Annotated in this window: 12 protein-coding genes; 10 read left to right on the top strand and 2 right to left on the bottom strand. The window is 57.6% G+C overall.

All coding sequences use genetic code 11. The features are described 5' to 3' along the window. The first annotated feature begins 89 nt into the window (after window positions 1-89). Window positions 90-755, top strand: coding sequence for a Crp/Fnr family transcriptional regulator (locus ACEPPP_RS12480; protein WP_374087155.1), 666 nt, complete (start codon window positions 90-92; stop codon window positions 753-755). Between the two features lie 111 nt (window positions 756-866). On the opposite strand, the gene ACEPPP_RS12475 is transcribed toward ACEPPP_RS12480, so the two are convergent. Then, a complete protein-coding gene (locus tag ACEPPP_RS12475) occupies window positions 867-2,771 on the bottom strand; it encodes a pyruvate kinase (protein WP_374087153.1) in 1,905 nt (634 codons plus the stop codon). A gap of 43 nt (window positions 2,772-2,814) precedes the next feature. Continuing rightward, window positions 2,815-3,675, bottom strand: coding sequence for a LysR family transcriptional regulator (locus ACEPPP_RS12470; RefSeq protein ID WP_374087151.1), 861 nt, complete (start codon window positions 3,673-3,675; stop codon window positions 2,815-2,817). A 189-nt stretch (window positions 3,676-3,864) separates the two neighbouring features. Here ACEPPP_RS12470 and ACEPPP_RS12465 point away from each other — a divergent pair, with 189 nt between their 5' ends. The 9 genes from ACEPPP_RS12465 to ACEPPP_RS12425 all read left to right on the top strand — a co-directional run bounded on the left by ACEPPP_RS12465 (window position 3,865) and on the right by ACEPPP_RS12425 (window position 18,295). After that, window positions 3,865-4,719: a hypothetical protein gene (locus ACEPPP_RS12465; protein ID WP_374087149.1), complete on the top strand. Its 855-nt coding sequence runs from the start codon at window positions 3,865-3,867 to the stop codon at window positions 4,717-4,719. Between the two features lie 3 nt (window positions 4,720-4,722). Beyond that, window positions 4,723-5,136: a hypothetical protein gene (locus ACEPPP_RS12460; protein WP_374087147.1), complete on the top strand. Its 414-nt coding sequence runs from the start codon at window positions 4,723-4,725 to the stop codon at window positions 5,134-5,136. 245 nt (window positions 5,137-5,381) lie between these two features. After that, the gene (locus ACEPPP_RS12455; protein WP_374087145.1) at window positions 5,382-6,965 is read left to right on the top strand and encodes a DHA2 family efflux MFS transporter permease subunit; all 1,584 of its coding nucleotides are present in this window, start codon (window positions 5,382-5,384) and stop codon (window positions 6,963-6,965) included. Next, window positions 6,962-8,404 carry an efflux transporter outer membrane subunit gene (locus ACEPPP_RS12450; RefSeq protein ID WP_374087143.1) on the top strand — a complete coding sequence of 481 codons (1,443 nt, stop codon included), beginning with the start codon at window positions 6,962-6,964 and terminating at the stop codon, window positions 8,402-8,404. Before ACEPPP_RS12455 ends, ACEPPP_RS12450 begins: the two co-directional genes overlap by 4 nt. A gap of 7 nt (window positions 8,405-8,411) precedes the next feature. Continuing rightward, entirely contained in the window at window positions 8,412-9,584 is a 1,173-nt protein-coding gene (locus tag ACEPPP_RS12445) for an efflux RND transporter periplasmic adaptor subunit (protein WP_374087142.1), read from the top strand. A gap of 246 nt (window positions 9,585-9,830) precedes the next feature. Next, window positions 9,831-15,731, top strand: a complete 5,901-nt coding sequence (locus ACEPPP_RS12440) for an alpha-2-macroglobulin (RefSeq protein ID WP_374087140.1) — start codon at window positions 9,831-9,833, stop codon at window positions 15,729-15,731. Window positions 15,732-16,112: 381 nt separating this feature from the next. Beyond that, a complete protein-coding gene (locus ACEPPP_RS12435; protein WP_374087138.1) occupies window positions 16,113-16,292 on the top strand; it encodes a hypothetical protein in 180 nt (59 codons plus the stop codon). 184 nt (window positions 16,293-16,476) lie between these two features. Further along, a complete protein-coding gene (locus ACEPPP_RS12430; RefSeq protein WP_374087137.1) occupies window positions 16,477-17,691 on the top strand; it encodes a hypothetical protein in 1,215 nt (404 codons plus the stop codon). A 127-nt stretch (window positions 17,692-17,818) separates the two neighbouring features. Further along, window positions 17,819-18,295: a hypothetical protein gene (locus ACEPPP_RS12425; protein ID WP_374087135.1), complete on the top strand. Its 477-nt coding sequence runs from the start codon at window positions 17,819-17,821 to the stop codon at window positions 18,293-18,295. Window positions 18,296-18,321 lie beyond the last annotated feature (26 nt).

Raw genomic sequence — 18,321 nt, 5'->3', positions numbered from 1 at the left:
CCCGGATTTTTTCTTGGTGTGCCGCAGACTTAGCGAGACAGCGGCACCCGGAAAGCCGTCTAAAAATCTCAGCATAAAAAGGCCCAGCCATGCAACAAGAAGTTTTCTCAAGCCTAAAAAACATTTCCTTTCTTTCGCAGGTGCCCGACGAGGCCGTTGCAGCCTTGGCGGCAAAGGCGAAAATGGTGAAGTTTCCCAAACAGGCGGTGATCATTTCGGAAGGCGATGAGGGCAATTCTTTGTATGTGATCATTTCCGGCAAGGTGAGGGTTTATACCAGCGATGAAAAAAGCAAGGAAGTGACGCTGGGAGTGCAGGAATTAGGCTCCTATTTCGGCGAACTGGCCCTGCTCTGCGGCGAGCCGCGTTCAGCATCGGTCGAAACGCTCGAAAAAACCATGTGCGGCATGATATCGCGGGACGATTTCAAGGTCTGGCTGGAAAGCCATCCGGAGGCGGTCGCCGAATTATTGCGCGAACTTTCGGAAAAAGTGATGCACTTGACCGAACGGGTCAAGCAGATGGCTTTGTCGAACGTTTATGAGCGTACGATCAAGGTCCTGCAAGACATGGCGAATCAGGAAAATGGCGTGGCGGTGATCCACAACCGTCCCACCCAGCAGGAACTGGCGAATATGGTCGGTTCGTCCCGGGAGATGATCAATAAGATCATGAAGGAATTGACCAAGGGCGGTTATATCGTGGTCCAGGATAAATCGCTCAGGATAGAAAACAAACCGCCGGCTTCCTGGTAAGGTCAGCGCTTCAGCCGCAACCCAAGACATTTTTCAAAGCCCGGCTCGGATCGCGGCTGAAATGCCCGCTAATACAAAGAGTCTAATCAGCCAACAAATAACCCCTTTCGGTTACCATTCCAACGCCCGCAACTGCGGTGTTTTTTTGTACTGATGCGCGTCCATCCGGTTCAGAATGTCGCCGAGCACGCGGATCGCATCGAGAATATACGGCCCCTTGTTCAGCATCACGCATTCGGCGCGTACGCTCATCGCCGCATCGGTGATTTCAGGGCGCGAGGTACGGCCTTTCTTGGCCAGAGTTTCCAGCACCTGGGTCGCCCAGATCACCGGCACATGCGAGGATTCGCACAGCCACAGGATTTCTTCCTGAATCTCGGACATTTTGACGCTGCCGAGTTCAACCGCAAGATCGCCGCGTGCGATCATGATGCCGAGAGGATGCCGCGCCATCGCGGACAGCAGGATCCACGGCAAATTATCGACCGCCGCCTTGGTTTCGATCTTCGCGATGATCGGCAAATCGGCGCGTCCGCGCCGCTTCAATTCCTGAATCAAAACCTCCATATCCGCCGGCGAGCGCACGAACGAAAAGCCGATCATGTCGGCATGGCGGCAGACGAAGTCCAGATCCTCTAAATCCTTGGCGCTGAGCGCCGGCAGATCGATCTCGGTTTCCGGAAAATTCAGCCCTTTGTCGCTGCGGATCACTACCCCGCCCTGCCCGGCTTCGGTGACTTTCAGCATCGCACCGTCATCGCCGATCGACTCGACGACCGCGCCGAGTTTGCCGTCGTCGATCCAGACCGGCTGGCCCGGCCGCAATGCCGAGAACACCGCATTGCAGCTGCTGCCGATCCGCGCCGGCGTCATGATTTGCCCGTTCACGCCGTAAACGGCAGGGCAACCCAGTTCATCGCCGCGGCTCAACAGCAAATGGTCGCCGTTTTCGACATGGATGCTCGAAAACTTGCCGGAGAAAGGCGCCAGCGGAAATTCACCGAGCACGTCGAACTTGCCGTCCGCATTCGCCCGCCGCCAGCTGAACTGCGTTTCGGCATGCAGATAGGTCGAGCTGAAACCGTGGCAAAGCCAATAATCCGGCGTCGCTTTCTCGACGACCTCGAAAAAGCGCGTCTTGTGCCGGCAGTCGCCGAAATACATCCGGTCGCCGAGGGTCAACCGTTCATGAAAATCGTCGGGAATCTGGATGATCCAGTAATCCGAACGCTGCGCCTCGCTGGAAACGGGGCCCGATCCGGTCTTGCCGAGCAGGATATGAAACGGCGCGACCAACTGCCCGTAGAGATCGCGCTTGACCTTCAAATGGATCACCGGCGGCGCCGGCTGAATCGGTCCGGTACGTATTTTATGGCCAGCCAGATCCATCAGAATCTTGCAGTGCAAGCCGGTTTCGCGCTCTGCGCGCCGGATGTTTTCGAGCAGCTTGGCCCAGATCGTCTGATCGTCATGCGCGCAGTTGATCCTTGCGCAATTCATGCCTCTGAACAGGAGGCCCTTGACCAGGGCATAATCAAATGCCGCTTCGATCGGCAGCGTGACCATGATCCGGACGCTGCGGTCTGACGGCGGCGGACCGAACAGATCGGCGGTATTCTGCGCGAGCAGATCGCGCCCTTTGGTAAAGGCTTCGTCATCGGCAATCGCCGCATCGACATTCTCGCCGACGACTTTCGCCAACAGGCGGATCACCACGTCCAGATTGGCCAGCACACGCGACTCGCTCCGGCCCAGCGAAGACAGTCCCGCCTCGGCCAGACGCATTTGCAGAGAGCAGAGGTCGCGCCGCCGCAGCGCGACGTAATGGGCCAGGTTCAGCGCGCTATAAACCGCCCGGTCATCCGCGAGGCATTCATGATATGGCTCCAGAATGCGCTCCGCCTCGTCAGTGATTTCACGGCGCAGGCACAATAAATCTTCCAGCAGGTGTTTCAACTTAGTCTCCTTCATCTGATTGCGACCGGTCAAATTAGCATCGGTAGATGACAGCGCCATGTCAAGTCCCTCGTTTTCACATCGAAATGCGTGGCGATAATTTTCAAGCATAACTCGTCTGCCGCTCGACCGTCGCCAGCGTGCGCAGATTGCCGAGCACCTGCGTCAGCACGGGCGATTCGGCATCCAATGGATAGACCATGTAGGCCGGCAGCTTGAACTCCGGGCTGTTCGGCACGCGATGCAAACGCTTTGCCCAGATATAAGGCTCGGCCATCCGAATCGGCAAAAAACACGAGCCGCCGTTGGTCAGGATCAACTGAATGCCGAGCCAGCCGATATTGACCACTTGCGCCGGACGCTCCAGGTTCGGATAACTGCTGCTGTGCTGGGCGTAAAACGCCGGCCCCCAATCGACATAGACATAATCGTCGTCAGGCCAGGGCCGGTCCGGCTGCGTCGTCAGCAGCACCAGCGTCTCGTCGAACAGATGCTCGACCTTCAGGCCCGGACTGTGCTGCGGCGTGTACATCAAGCCGATGTCGACCGTACCCTCGATCAGCCGGCGCATCAAATCTTCCTCGAAACCGATGTCGCAACGCAGCGACACGTCAGGCAATACATTGCGAATCTCGCCGATCCAGCGCGGCAGTATCGTCTCGCACAACGCAATCCGCGCGCCGACCGTGATGCTGGCCCGGAAACGGCTCGGCAGGCCGATATCGTGTTTCGCCTGTTCCAGCGTCAGCAGCATCGACTTCGCATGCTTCAAAAAGCGGCGTCCCTGCTGCGTCAAATGCGCGCCGGCGCGGTTGCGCACGAACAAGGGCGCGCGCAGGTATTCCTCCAGGCGCTGGATGCGCATGCTCACGGTCGATTGCGTCACATACAGCCGATTGGCCGCTTCCTGAAAGCTGCCGTTCGCGGCCACGCTCAAAAAGGTTCGGATTTGTTCGAGGTCCATCGCATTTAATATTGGATTTGTCGATATTAAAGTCAAATATAAATCGTTTGTTTCATTTGTAAACTGAATCTATAGTGGGTGTCAAGATGAAAGCCCTATTTTGAAGCATTGTTTTTCACCGACTGTCCGGGCGATTCATCAATGTGCGGGGGCAAACCCTGCTTGCGTAGCCCATGTGGGAGATTCACCATGTTCAATCCATCTGTAAAAAACTGTTGGCTCTGGCTGTTGCCGGCGCTGATCACCGGCTGCCAGACCGCCGCCACGATCAACACGGTCAAACTGCCGAGTGCGGCAGCCTCGACGATCAAAACCGTGCGGATCACGTCGGTCGAAGCGCCGCCTCTGGAAGTGCTGCCCGATTTGCTCGAAACCCGGATGCCGAATTATGCGCATGAATACAATATGGTTTTGCCGGTTACCTCGCAGGAAGCGGTTTACCGGAGTCCTGGAGGCATCCTGATCGCCGGCAAAGTCGGTCACGGCGATAGCGTGGAAACGGTCGACTTGTCTAAGAACGGCGATGCGGCCGATCAAATCAAGCATTGGACGCCGACGCTCGAACTGTCTTCCATCGCACAAGCGCAACTGGATGCCGCGCAAATCAAAACCGAACTGAGCCCTCAGACTGCGCTCCTGCCGATCGCCGCCGATGAACGCAACGCGAATGTCGGCCACTGGCGCGGTGCGGTCGCCCGCTGGTATGCTCAAAACGCCCCGGCTGCCGTTGACCGTACGGATGCCGTCGACGCGGTGCTGGAAGTCGGCATCGGTCAGTACCGTATTTTCGAAGGTCAGACCTCGCTGCAGGTCCTGATCAAGTTAGTCGACGCACACAGCGGCCAAGTGCTCGCCAAGACCGGCAAGAAAACCTGGTTGACGGGTGAGACGGCGCAGGCGCTGCTCTATCCCGAAGGCGAAAGGTTCAAGGCGCTGGTGCGTGAAAACGGCGCGCGACTGATCGCCGAGGCAATGCAAGACATCGGGCTGACACCGATGCGCGTGTCGCAACTGTCGGAGCCCGAAACGACCGCGCGGAGATAGCTCATGTACGGTTCGGTAAAACTGAAGATCGGTTTTGCAGCCACCGCGATAAGCGTCTTCTATCTGCTGTCCGATATGCTGCTCGATCTTGTTTTGGAGTTCCTGCACCTGTGCTTCGAGGCGCTCGAATTCACCCTCGATATCATCATCGAACATCTATTCGATACGGGCCGTCACGCCACACAAACCGTCACCTTTTACGTAATACTGCTATTTGCAGCTTACTTCTTGTTCAAGCTAAGCCGCAAATTGCCGGTGTGGTACGGTGCGATCAAAACCGAGTTGTCCGGAGTTCGCCATCAGTTCACCGTTGCGGCGGAGGATTACTGGCATACGGCTCCGGTAAATAGCCTGGTCAAATGGTGTTCGGTGTTGATGATCGGCGTGAGCATGCTGGCGTGGGGATTGTTGGCTTAAAGAATGAGTAAAAAATAACGGCTTGAATATGACGAATGTAGAGGCGGCTTGAATCGTCCCTGAAGGCGACAGCGTTCGAGTTAAAGCAGCGCAAAGGAAGTCAAGATGCGTCTGCAATAATAGCGAATCGCTATTTTATTGAATGCTTTCAATGCTTTACCCGGATTACCCATCGCTCCCTCGCACTGCGAAGGAACGAGAAACGAAACAGGTCGCCATCCTCTTCATATGGAAAACTTCAGAGCATGAGTCTCATTTATCACAAACGCTTGCGCGGCTGGCGCTTCGTGCTGTTCAATCTGTGCCTGGGACTCGGCCATGCGGTCGTGATTTTCAACGCCGGCGCCTACATCGCGATGCTGCCGCGCGTGGCCGGCGGCCTCTCGATTCCGCCCAGTTTCGCGACCTGGACGCAGACCGATTACATGACCAGCCTGGCACTCGGTTTTCCGATCGGCACCTGGCTCGCCAGGCAGAAAGGCGAATACCGACCTTTCGCCTGGGCCTTCTTTATCTTTGCGCTCGCTTCGGCCGCGTGCGCCTACAGCACCTCGCTGTACCCTTATCTGGCGGCACGGATCGTGCTCGGCTTCGCCGGCGGCGTGACCCTGCCCTTGGGTCAGGCGATGATCATGAAGGAATATCCCGACCGCCGAAAGTCGATCGGCATCGGCATCTGGAGTATTTTCACCCTGACGCCGTTCACCTTCGGCCCGCCTATCGGGGGCTGGATCGCCGACAATCTCGGCTGGCGCTGGCTGTTTATTCTCAACGTTCCTGTCGCGCTCGCGATCGGCGGCATCGTCGCCGCGCTCTTGTCACGGCGCGGAGCGAAGACCGTTTTCAGCCATTTCGATTGGGTCGGCTTCGGCCTACTGACCGCCCTGATGGGCAGCTTTCAAACCCTGTTGAATCAGGGCAACGATTGGGACTGGACGAATTCCGGCTATATTCAAGCCGTGATCTTCACCTGCGTCGCCTCACTGCTTTACTGGATCGTCTGGGAGCTCGGCCATCGCCGTCCCTTCCTGGACATCGGCCTGTTTGCGCACCGCAATTTCACGCTCGGCGTAGTGCTGCTCTCGGTCGGCTTCCTGTTCTTTCAGGGCCTGTTGTCGCTATTGATCGTGCAACTGCAACTGGCGCTCGGCTATTCGTCGTTTCTGGCCGGACTGGTGTTTTTGCCGATGGCGATTTTCGCGAAACCGGTTGCGAGTATTTTTCACGAGGTCCTCAAACGCTGCGACGCCCGGCCGCTCGCCTCTTGCAGCCTGCTCGGCTTTGCCGGGGTTTATTTCTGGCTCAGCCGTCTCGACGATCCGTCGTCCTTCGCCGACCTGTTCTGGCCGAAACTGGTCGAGGGCATCTGCCTCGGCAGTTTCTTTGCGCCGCTGACCGCGCTGATGCTGCACGGACTGCCGCCGCCGCGCCAGGCGCGCGCGGTCGAAATCGCGGGGCTGATGCGGATCTGGGCCGGCGCGATCGGCATCTCGCTGCAAACGATCGTGCTGTACCGGCGCACGCCCTTCCACATGACGCGCGCGGCCGAGACGGTCACCCCGTTCGATCCAAGCTTCGATCAGGCGATGGAGTCGCTGGCCGGCGCCGGCTTCTCCGAAGCGACGGCCACCCTGCAATTTGCGAAAATCGCCAAACAGCAGATGGCGATCCATGCGGTCAACGATGCCTTCTGGCTCGCCGGCTGCGCGTTTACCGTGATGGCGCTCTTGGTCTGGCTGGCGCAGCCGACCCGGCCGCCGCGGCGCGCCTCATTGACGCAGTCCTTGCGCCGGCGCGCGCTGGAACTGCTCGCGGGGGAAGAAGCATGACCGGCAAACATCTTCGTCTTGCCGCGTGCCTCGGCGCGCTGCTGTTGAACGTATCCTGCGCCTGGCTTCCCGAGCCCACCGCGCGCGCGGCGATGACCGCCATGCCGCAGATCGACAAGACGCTTGCCGCCGCTCAAGACCCCTCATCGATCAAATCCAGCTGGCCCGCCCAGGGCTGGTGGCAAAGCTTCGGTGAACCGGCTTTGAACCGCCTGATCGAAACCGCGCTGAAAGACAGCCCTACCCTCAAAACGGTCGAAGCGCGGCTGCATCAGGCACAAACCCTGGTCGATTCGGAGGCCGCCGACCAGTATCCGACCGTCAGCGCGAACATCGGCTTCAGCGCCCAGCGCTATTCGGCCAATAGCGTGCAGGCCAAGCTGGCGGGCGAGCATTTCCGGCAATTGCTGATCAATCCGTTCGTACTGCGTTATCACCTGGACCTGTGGGGCCGCGACCGGGCCGCGCTGGAGGCGGCGATCGGCAAGGCGCAGGCCGCCGAGATCGAAGTGGCCGATGCCCGCCTGCTGCTGTCGGCCGCGGTCGCCGGCACCTATTTCGATCTGGCCGCGGCGCAGGCCCGCCTCACCGCCGCCGAAAAGATCACCGCCGACCGGGAAGAATGGCTCAAATGGGCCGAAACGAGGCTCAACACCGGCCTCGCCTCCTCCGCCCCGTTATTGAAGGCGCGCATCGATCTGCACGATGCCAAGCAGCAGGAAGCGGCTGTGCGCGCTGAGATTGCTCTGCATAAAAACCGTCTTGCGGCCCTGGCCGGCAAAGGCCCCGATTGGGGACGGCAGATCGCGGCCGAGCACCTCCGACTGCCGAGTCTGTTGCCGCTGCCTGCCGATCTGCCGCTGCGTCTCCTGGCGCACCGCCCCGACGTGCAGGCCGCGCGCCTACGCGCCGAAGCCGCGGCGAAGTTGATCGAGGTCGCGAAAACTGCGTTCTATCCCGATGTGAACCTGCTGTCTTTCGCAGGATTTCATAGCGTCACCCTGACCGACGTGCTGCTGCAAGGATCGAGCCTCGCTTATGCGGTCGGCCCGTCGATCGACTTTCCGATTTTCGAAGGCGGACGCCTGCGCGCCGATCTACAGTATCAGGAAGCCGCCTATGACGAAGCGGTCGAGCGCTACAACACGCAGGTGCTGCACGCGGTGCAGGAAGTCGCCGATGTCCTGTCCAACTGGAAAAAAATCAGCGAACAGGTAAGCGAGCAGCGGCAGACGCTCGCCGCGGCGGAAGCGGCCCGGCAGTTGACGGAAGCCGAATACCGCGCCGGCCTGAACGACCGCCGCGGCCTGATCGAAGCGAATGCGGCCGCATCCGCCCAGCGCCTAAGGCTTGCCGCGCTGGAAGGCGACTATTGCAAAACCGCCGCGCAACTCGCCCGCGCCCTGGGCGGCGGCTATCTGAACAAAACGGCAGAGTAAGGATCCGATGCAGAAAACGATAAGACCCAAGGAAATCATCCGCCTGCGCCAGCGCCGCCTGGCCGCGGTGACTATGACCCTGCTGCTGGCCGGCACCGCCGCGTTGGGCTACTGGTGGTATACGACCAGGGACTGGGCCGCGACCGACGACGCCTTCGTAACCGGGCATCTGATCACCCTGAAAGCGCAAACCGAAGGCACGGTCGTCGAAATCCTCGCCGAAAATACGCAGCAGGTGCGTCAGGGCCAGGTGCTGGTGCGTCTCGACGGCGTCCGCGCGCAACTGGATCTCGAACAAGCGCGGGCCGAGCTCGGCGAAACGGTGCGCCGTATCGAAAAATTGACTGCCGGCATCGCGACCCTCAGCCAGCGCATCGAGGCCCGGCAAGCCGCCCTGAACCAGGTCCGCCACGACCTGCAACGCTACCTTGCCGCCTTCAAGGACGGCGCCGCCTCCGAACAGCAGGTGCAAAACGCGAAGGACAAAATCCGCGAACTGGAAGCCGCGATCAAGGAGGCCGAAGCCGAAAAAGCCGGCGTCGAAGCCGAGGTGCAGGGCGTCGGCGTCGACCGGCATCCGTCGGTCGAAAAAGCCAAAAGCAAACTGCGCCGGGCCTTCCTGGAATTCCGCCGCCGCAACATCGTCGCCCCGGTCTCCGGCTACGTCGCGAAACGGCGCGCGCAGATCGGCGACATGGTCAAGCCCGGCGCGCCTTTGCTGGTGATCGTGCCGCTCGACGACCTCTGGATCGAAGCGAATTTCCTCGAAAACCAGATCGCCCCGATCCGGCCCGGACAGTCCGCCGAAATCCGGATCGATGCCTACGGCGATGAACGGATCTACCACGGCCGCGTACAGGGCATCAACCCCGGCACCGGCAGTTCGTTCGCGCTGCTGCCGACAGACAATGCGACCGGCAACTTCATTCACATCGCCGAACGAATACCGGTCAGGATCGGCCTCGATGCGGAAGAATTGCGCAAAAATCCGTTGCAACCGGGGCTATCGACCCTGACCCGGATCAAGATCAGCGAAAAGGGCGAGCCGTTGCTGGCCTCGCATATCGAAACAACGGGCGAAGCGTATCGCACCGGTATCTATGAGCATGAACTGGAGGATGTCGAACAGCTTATCGAGAAAATCGTAGCGACGAACCGATTTGAAAAGCCGCGTAGGTAGTGGCTAAGGAAGTGGTTAAAATGTTGTTTTAGTCGATTATCTGGATTATCACTAATTGCATACGTTTTGTGCCTTGCGCGATGACAAAGGATACGAAATGTAAAGCGTACAGCGAGCCGTGATTCGGCATTAGCAGCCGTCAAAATACCCGCCTCAACATCAAATCGCTGGTGCACTTAATGAATTGAATGGAGTAAAATCTCAGTTGCTTTTTTGTCGTTGTCTCTTGCTTCGGAGAATGGATCGATGGCCAGATTATTCGCGGTGTTGTCCCTATTATGGAACTATTTTTTACTGGGCTGGCGCGCTCTATTCGGCGTCTGGCATTGGGACAGGCCGGCCTGGGTCGAACGATCAAACAGCCGGTTCACGGCACGTATTCATTATCTCAAAGGCCATCTCTGGCAAAGCGTTACGGCTTTGCTGCTGGCCGCGGCGGCCGGCGGCGCTAGCTGGTACGGCTATCATTGGTGGGAGACGCGGCCGAAGCCGGTCACGATCGATTTCTCGGTCGAGGCGCCTAAGCGGATGAAGATCGAGGAAAAGAACGCCAAACCGAATCCGCTGGTGATCACGTTCGCGGGATCGGTGGCGCCGCTGAAGATGGCCGGCAAGGACATTGCGGGCGGCGTCACGATCAGGCCGGAGGTCAAGGGCCGCTGGCGCTGGCTGGACGACCGGCGGCTTGAGTTACAGCCGGAGAAGGAATGGCCGGTCGGGCAAAAATTTGAAGTCACCTTCGAAAAAAACCTGGTCGCGGCACAAATCCGGTTGGCGCGCGACGAGTTTGCGTTTGATGCGCCGGCCTTCACCGCCACGCTCGACAAATCCGAATTCTATCAGGACCCTCTGGACCCGGCGCTGAAGAAAGCGATATTTCAGGTGCGCTTCAGTCACCCTGTCGATACCGCCTCGCTCGAAAAGGCGGTCGAACTGATGCTGGTCAGCACGAAAGATCCGAATATCAAACCCGAGAAACTCCCTTTTACCGTCAGCTACGACAAATTGGGCCTGACCGCCTTCATCCACAGCCGGCCGCTCGCGATTCCGCAGCACCCGCAGCAGGTTCGCTTCCTATTGCAGAAGGGCGTCAAGGCCAAGGGCTCGGAGGCGGAAACCCCGTCCGAGCTGCAAAGCTCCGCGCGCGTGCCGGGACTGTATGACGAGCAAATGATCGAAGCCATGCAATTGACCGTCGCGCCGAACCTCCAGTCCGGCCAGCAGGAGCAGATATTGATCGTGAATACCTCGGTGCCGATTCATGAGCGGGAGGTCGCCAAGGCGGTCGAGGCCTGGCTGCTGCCCGAATTTGATCCGAAGACGCCGGAAGAAGAACGCGATCACCCGGCTTATTGGTCCGCCGACCAGGTCACCGCCGACATTCTGAAAACAGCCCCGCGCGTCGACCTGCATGCGATCCCGGCCGAAAACGAGTACGGCACGACGCATGCGTTCCGCCTCGATGCCGATGTCGGCCGTTATCTCTATATCAGGGTTTCGAAGGACCTGCGCTCTTTCGGCGGCTATCAACTGCCGAAGCCGGTCCATCAGACTTTACAAGTGCCCGAGTTTCCAAAGGAACTGCACATCATGGGCGAAGGCTCGCTGTTGACGCTGAGCGGCGAAAAGAAGATCGCCGTGATGACTCGCGACGTGCCGGGCCTGAAAGTCGAACTGGGCCGGCTGTTGCCGGATCAGTTGCAGCACCTGATCACGCAGTCCTCGGGCGATTTCGCGCATCCCGAATTCCACGGCGATGTCGGCCAGGACAACCTGACCGAACGTTTCGAACTGAAGCTGCCTTTGGATGAAAGCGCCCAAGGCAAACCGCATTATCAAGCAATCGATTTAAAGAACTATCTGGTCAACGCGGAAGGCCAGCCGAAACGCGGCATCTTCCTGCTGACCGCGAAGGGTTACGATCCGGACAAGGTCAAGGAAGACGAAGCATCGGACGATGATACCGAAGATGACGAAGACGATTCCGGCCAGCCGGAAGAGAAGCGTCTGGTCTTGGTGACCGACCTCGGCATGATCGTGAAGACCGAACTCGACGGCTCGCAGGTCGTCTTCGTGCAATCGATTCAGACCGGCGCGCCGCAGCAAGGCGTCGAGGTCTCGGTAATCGGCAAGAACGGCCTGACCCTGATGCAGGGCCAGACCGACGCGGACGGCAAATATCGTTTCTCGAAACTCGCGGGCCTGGAGCGCGAACGCGAACCGGTGCTGTACCTGGCGTCCCACCAAGGCGACAGCAGCTTCCTGCCGCTCGGCCGCGACGACCGCGACCTGAATCTTTCGCGCTTCGAAATCGGCGGCGCGGCCAATGCGCTTGATGCGGGCGAGCTCAGCGCCTATCTGTTTTCGGACCGCGGCATCTACCGTCCCGGAGACGAATTTCATATCGGCATGATCGTGAAGGCCGAGAAGTGGGATACGCCGCTGACCGGCCTGCCGCTGGAGGCCGAAATCCTCGACCCGCGCGGCCTTACGGTCAAAAAAACCAAACTGAACCTCGGCCAGGGCGGCTTCAACGAACTCGCGCACGCGACGCTCGAAAGTTCGCCGACCGGCATTTATACGGTCAATCTGTACACGGTCAAGAACAACAAATCGGACAAGCATCTCGGCTCGGTGTCGGTCAAGGTCGAGGAGTTCCAGCCCGATAGGATGAAGGCGGCGATCCGCTTTTCGAAACCGGTCACCGAGGGCTGGCTGCATCCGAAGGATTTGCAGGCGACCGTGAACGTGCAGAATCTATACGGCGCGCCGGCCGAAGACCGCACCGTCGAGGCCAGCCTGACCCTGAGCCCCCGCCTGCCGGAATTCCCCCGCTTCAAGGATTACCGTTTCCACGACCCGCACTTTGCCGAACAAGGTTACGATCAGGACCTGAATCCGGCTCAGACCGACGCAGACGGCAATGCGGTCTTCAACCTCGGCCTCGAAAACTACGCGAAGGCAACCTACAAGCTGCATTTACTGGCGCGCGCGTTCGAGGCGAAAGGCGGGCGCAGCGTCGCGGCCGAAGCGGACATCCTGGTCTCCGACCTGCCCTATCTGATCGGCTACAAGGCCGACGGCGGGCTCGAGTTCGTCGCCCGCGATGCGAAGCGCAACGTCGAACTGATCGCGATCGACCCGACTCTCCAAAAGACCGCAGTCGACAAGCTGACGCTCGAACTGGTCGAACGCAAGGCATTGTCGGTGTTGATCCGTCAAGACGACGGCACCTACCGCTACGAGTCGCGGATCAAGGAAATCAGCCTGAACAAATCCCAGCTGAGCCTGCCGAAAGAAGGCTATATGCTGGCGCTCGACAGCACCACGCCGGGCGACTATGTCTATCAGGTGCGCAATGCGGAGGGCGCGGTACTGTCCAAAATCGCCTACAGCGTCGCAGGGCTCGGCAATGTGTCCAGAACCCTGGACCGCAATGCGGAACTGCAACTGACCCTCGACAAACCGATTTACGAGCCCGGCGAGACGATCAAGCTGAACATCCGCGCGCCCTATACCGGCTCGGGACTGATCACGATCGAGCGCGACAAGGTCTATGCGAGCGCCTGGTTTCATGCCGACACGCAATCGAGCGTGCAGACGATCGAAGTGCCACAGGAATTGGTCGGCAACGGCTATGTGTCGGTGCAATTCATCCGCGATCCGGGCTCCGACGAGGTTTTCATGAGCCCCCTGTCCTACGGCGTCGCGCCGTTCAAGGTCAGCCGGATCGCGCATACCCAGCCGTTGACGATCGCTGCGCCGGAGCGGATCAGGCCCGGCGAGACCTTGCCGATCAAGCTGACCAGCGAAGGGCCGGCCAGGGTCGTCGTGTTCGCGGTCGATGAAGGCATCCTGCAGGTCGCGCGCTACAAGAGCCCCGACCCGCTCGGCCATTTCTTCCGCAAGCGCCAGCTCGAAGTCAAGACCGCGCAGATTCTCGACCTGATCCTGCCCGAATTCAAAAAGCTGCTGCAAGTCTCCGCGCCCGGCGGCGACGGCGAGGAAGAGGAAGCCGCGTCCTATCTGAACCCGTTCAAACGCAAACACGACAAGCCGGCCGTGTATTGGTCCGGCATCGTCGATATCGACGGCGAGAAAACATTCAGCTACGAAGTTCCCGAGACCTTCAACGGCGCCATGAAGATTTTCGCGGTCGCGGTCGGCGACCTGAGGATCGCCAGCGCGACCGGCAAGACCCTGGTGCGCGGCGACCTGATCATCACGCCGAACGTACCGGCGATGATCGCGCCGGGCGACGCATTCACGGTCAGCACCGGCATCGCCAATCATGTCGAGGGCAGCGGCGCGAAAGCCGAGGTCAAGGTCGCGCTGACCGTGCCGCCGCAATTGCAAATCAAGGGCGGCACCGAACAGACGCTTACCATCGCCGAAGGCCATGAAGGCGTCGCGACCTTCACCCTGCAGGCCGGGGCGGGTATGGAGGCGCTGCTCGGCGACGCCGAATTGCGCTTCAGTGCGACGAGCGGCGGCAAGTCGGCAAAACTGAGCAGCCATCTGAGCCTGCGTCCGGCCGCGCCGAAGATCGCGAACCTGAGGCTCGGCACGTTCAAAGGCAAACAGGAAATCACAGGACTCCGCCAGATGTATCCCGAATACCGCAAGGTCAGCGCCGGGCTGTCGGTGCTGCCGTTGGTTGCGATGCCGGGGCTGACCGCCTATCTGGACAATTTCAGCCACTACTGCACCGAGCAGTTGACCAGCAAGGCGATACCGGGCATCGTGCTGGCCAAGCGCCCCGAGTTTGCCGAGAAGCCGGAGTCCGGCGATACCGGCACGGATTTCTTGAAACTGTTTTCGGTGCTGCGCACCCGCCAGAACAGCGAAGGCGGATTTGGTCTCTGGACCGCATCGCCCGAGGCGCATGAATTCGTGTCGGTCTATGCGACCCACATGCTGCTCGAAGCCTCCGCGAACGGCTTTCCGGTTCCCGCCGACATGCTGCAACACAGTTTGAATTACCTGCAAACCCTGTCGGCCAGTCCGTCGTCTGAACTGACCGGCCTGCGCGCTCGCGCCTATGCCGCGTATTTGCTGACCCGCCAGGGCACCGTCACGACCGCGGCGCTGACCGGGATTCGGGAAGCGCTGCGGGCGAATTATCGGGAAGAGGAATGGCAAAACGACCTGGTCGCGGTCTATCTCGCGGCCAGCTATCAGTTGCTGCAACAGCCGTCGGTTGCCGACGAGCTGATCAAGGTTCCCGCCGAAAAACTGGGTAAATTCGCCGGGTCGTTCGATTTCGCCGCGTACTACGACCCGTTGATTTATCAAAGTCAGACGCTCTATGTGCTGGCGAAACATTTTCCGGACCGGCTCCGGAAAATGCCGACCTCGCTATTCGAGGCGATCGGCAAGCAATTGCAGGAAGACCGCTTCAACACGCTGTCCTCGGCTTATCTGCTCCTGGCATTCGACGCCTACCTGGAGGTGCTGCCGCCCGAAATCGCCGGGAAACTGTCGATTACCGCGATCGACGGCTCAGGCCAGCGGAAACTTCTGCCGCTGCCGCAAAACTTCGCGCCGCGCGCATCGTTTCCGGCCGACACGGCCGAGCTCGAATTCGCCGGCGACGGCAGCCTGCCGCTGTATTACGCGGTTGCCGAATCGGGCTTCGATTTACGGCCGCCGACCGCCGAGGTGCGCAATGGCCTCGAAATCATCCGCAGCTACCTGGACGACGACGGCAAGCCGCTCGATAAGATTCCCTTGGGCGCGGAAGTCACGGTCCTGATCCGGGTGCGGTCGGTCGACCGTGAATTTATCGACAATGTCGCGATCGTCGATCTGTTGCCCGGCGGTTTTGAAGCGGTGCTGCAAAATCCTGCCGAGAGGGAGCGGACGGATTCTGAGGAAGACGGCGAGAGCGAGGAAAATTTCGCGCGCTGGCAGGATAGGCTCAAAACCGCCGGCAACTGGGCGGCCGATTATGTCGATGTGCGCGAGGACCGGGTGCTCCTGTACGGTACGGTCAGCACCGGGATGGCCGAATACCGCTACCGCGCCAAGGCGACTGCCGCGGGTGTCTTCAACGTGCCGCCGGTTTATGCCGAGGCGATGTATGTGCCGACTTTAAGGGCGCATTCCGGGGCGGGTACGTTGCGCGTTGATCAAAAAGATCGGTAGATGGGTACGACTACAAGGTTGTAGGAGTTAGAGCAACGCATGGAGCAGTTGCCGAGGGCGCCAGCGAAACTCATCAATTTGAAATTACGGAAAACAAATGCCTGAATTTCGTCGCTATCGGCTAAAAGACCGGTTGATGGGTTTCGGCTATCGCCTCTACCCATCCTTGGCTTGCTTACACGTTGTCGCTGGATAAGTGCACAACACTTGCCAACGGATAACTTAAGTAGGAGAATGAGCCTGACTGATAATATTCAGCCGAATAAAAATTCGCCCCACCGCTTCCTGTAATGATTAGTGATATTCCTTAAACGATGTTTCGGTCGCGCCATCGTTAGGGAAAACTCTTTAATTGCGACCCTCAATTCAGGAGTACGAACCATGAGTAATCTTGCGAAAAATATCGGTCCTTTGACATGGGCGTATGCCATTATTATAGGAGGAGTTCTGTTGCTTACTCCCGGCGGCATAGGCCCAATTGTGACAAAGATTGCCGGTGCTCTCGGCATAGCATTGGGCGCAGCGGGTTTTTATATTGGGAGGACACCTCAAGCGCGGTGAAGGTCCGTAGACAAAACACTGCCGAAAGAAGCCCATCGAACTGACGGTAAACAGCTATCGCTCGCTATCGATGGGTTTCTCGCCTCAGCCTCTCCTAAGCCTCTCCTATGGGGCTACCAGGCTTGATGTCAGACAAACCTTTTCGGCATCACTACCAGTCTGAGCAAATTTAAAGGAGCATGCGATGAAGAAAACAAAATTTCTAAAACTGCTGTTTCACATTGCCGTATTTTTTGCCTTTTCCGAAACATCGAAAGCCAATGCAGCGGGGCTTGACACACTCACCGCCTACCGGATGGCGGTGGCGGCTGACTGCACCTACCACATTGTCCCGGCGACTTGGAGTTTAGGGAGTGCACTCCAATGTCTTAAACAGCACAATGAAATTCCTAGCTTCTCATCCTTGGCTGAAGAAGATGTGGTGTTTTGGCCTAAGCCCAACGGCAACACCAATCAAGACATAAATGCTTATGTGCTGATCAGAACAGCCAACGAATTAATTCTTGCTATCAGAGGCACACAGCCCCCCATACCGGATAGTTCAACCGACATCAGCATGCTGAGAGATTGGCTTAACAATTTCGAGGCCGTGCCAACAGAAGATGGTTTCCATTCGGGATTTTTGAAGGCTTGGACTTACATCCAGGAAGATCTCAAAGCCAATCCAGAGGCAAAACGCTTGCTTGATGATAAAGGCCAGCGCAAGTTTATGATTACCGGACACAGCAAGGGTGGCGCTATCGCCATTATTGCTGCCATCAAAATGCAGGAAGGCGGCAAGGAATGGCCTTTGCCCAAGGCCGATGATATTTACGCTTTTGAAGCAGCCCGCCCGGTTACCATCAAAAGAGCAGAAAAGTATGCAGGACAACTGCCTTATCTAAAACGCCTAGACTACAAAGCCGATATTGTTCCCCTCCTCCCCCCAGGGGCGGCGCTAAAAGCCGAGCTAGCAAACTATAAACCTTTAGAAAAAATAATTTCCCAAGCATTTCCAAAGGGAGACACATTCGGCTATACGAACGACGGTCTTGGCAAGCTCTATTATGTCAATAGCCAAAACAAACTCTTAGACATCCCCGAACCCGCCATTTTAAAACAACAAATTGCAGCGGTTGGAATTGCGTATAGGGACTGGGAAGGCGCCATTGTTAGGCCAGTGTTAAAAGGAGGAATACCTTTTTGTCATACCATCGAAAATAACCATCTCGCCTATGTTGATTACTTGCGTCATTACTCCACAAAAGGCGAACCTGCCAGCGGCAAACCGATTACATCACATTGGGATCGGTATTGCGACACAAAATCTGTAATAAGAGCGGTTGGCAGAGATGTTAAAAGCCGGCTTGCTGAAGCATGTCAGCTTTATTCTTTAAGCAATCTTTGCACCTATTTCTAGGCGGCTTACTTTAATCGCTTAAAGGGCCGTAGGATGATGTTAGATAGCGCATATGCTCAGAAATTCAGTGAGCCAAATATATGTGCGCTTCTTGTAGATCGATTACACCCCTGATAGGATGAGAAAAATGAAAAGATCGAATGAATTAGATAATGAATATTTGGAAAACCAAATGAAAAGAATGGACTCTTATATTGTTGGAGGAAATAATCCAGCAGGCGAAAAGATTGTAAAAATTTACGCTAAAGGTGACGAATTTCTTGTTTATGACATCGCAGCTCCATCCCCAATAGAATCGCTGCGTGTCCTTATAGATACTAGAGACGAAGTAGATATGGAGCCCGTTAAATTATTTGATCAAGTAAAAGACGAATTCGATAAATTTAAATCCGTGATGAATAAAACAGGCGCCGATTCTTCATATAAACATCGAGCTGCCAATGCGATTTCAATAGCTATTTATGGAGATACGGAAAAAGCTAGAAATATTCTTATAAATATTCAGAACGAAATAATTTCAGAATTTCAAGACAGGCTTACTGGGCGTATATCTTATTTTGGAGGGGCAGTAGGATTAGTTTTGTTTTTTCAATTATTTCAGTAATTACATATTTAAACCGTAGTACTGAT

Origin of the sequence: Methylomicrobium lacus, from assembly GCF_041897535.1 — a bacterium.
GTDB classification, from domain to species: Bacteria; Pseudomonadota; Gammaproteobacteria; order Methylococcales; family Methylomonadaceae; genus Methylomicrobium; species Methylomicrobium lacus_A.
Note: the sequence above shows the minus strand (reverse complement) of the source record. Positions and strands in the feature narration are given on the sequence as shown.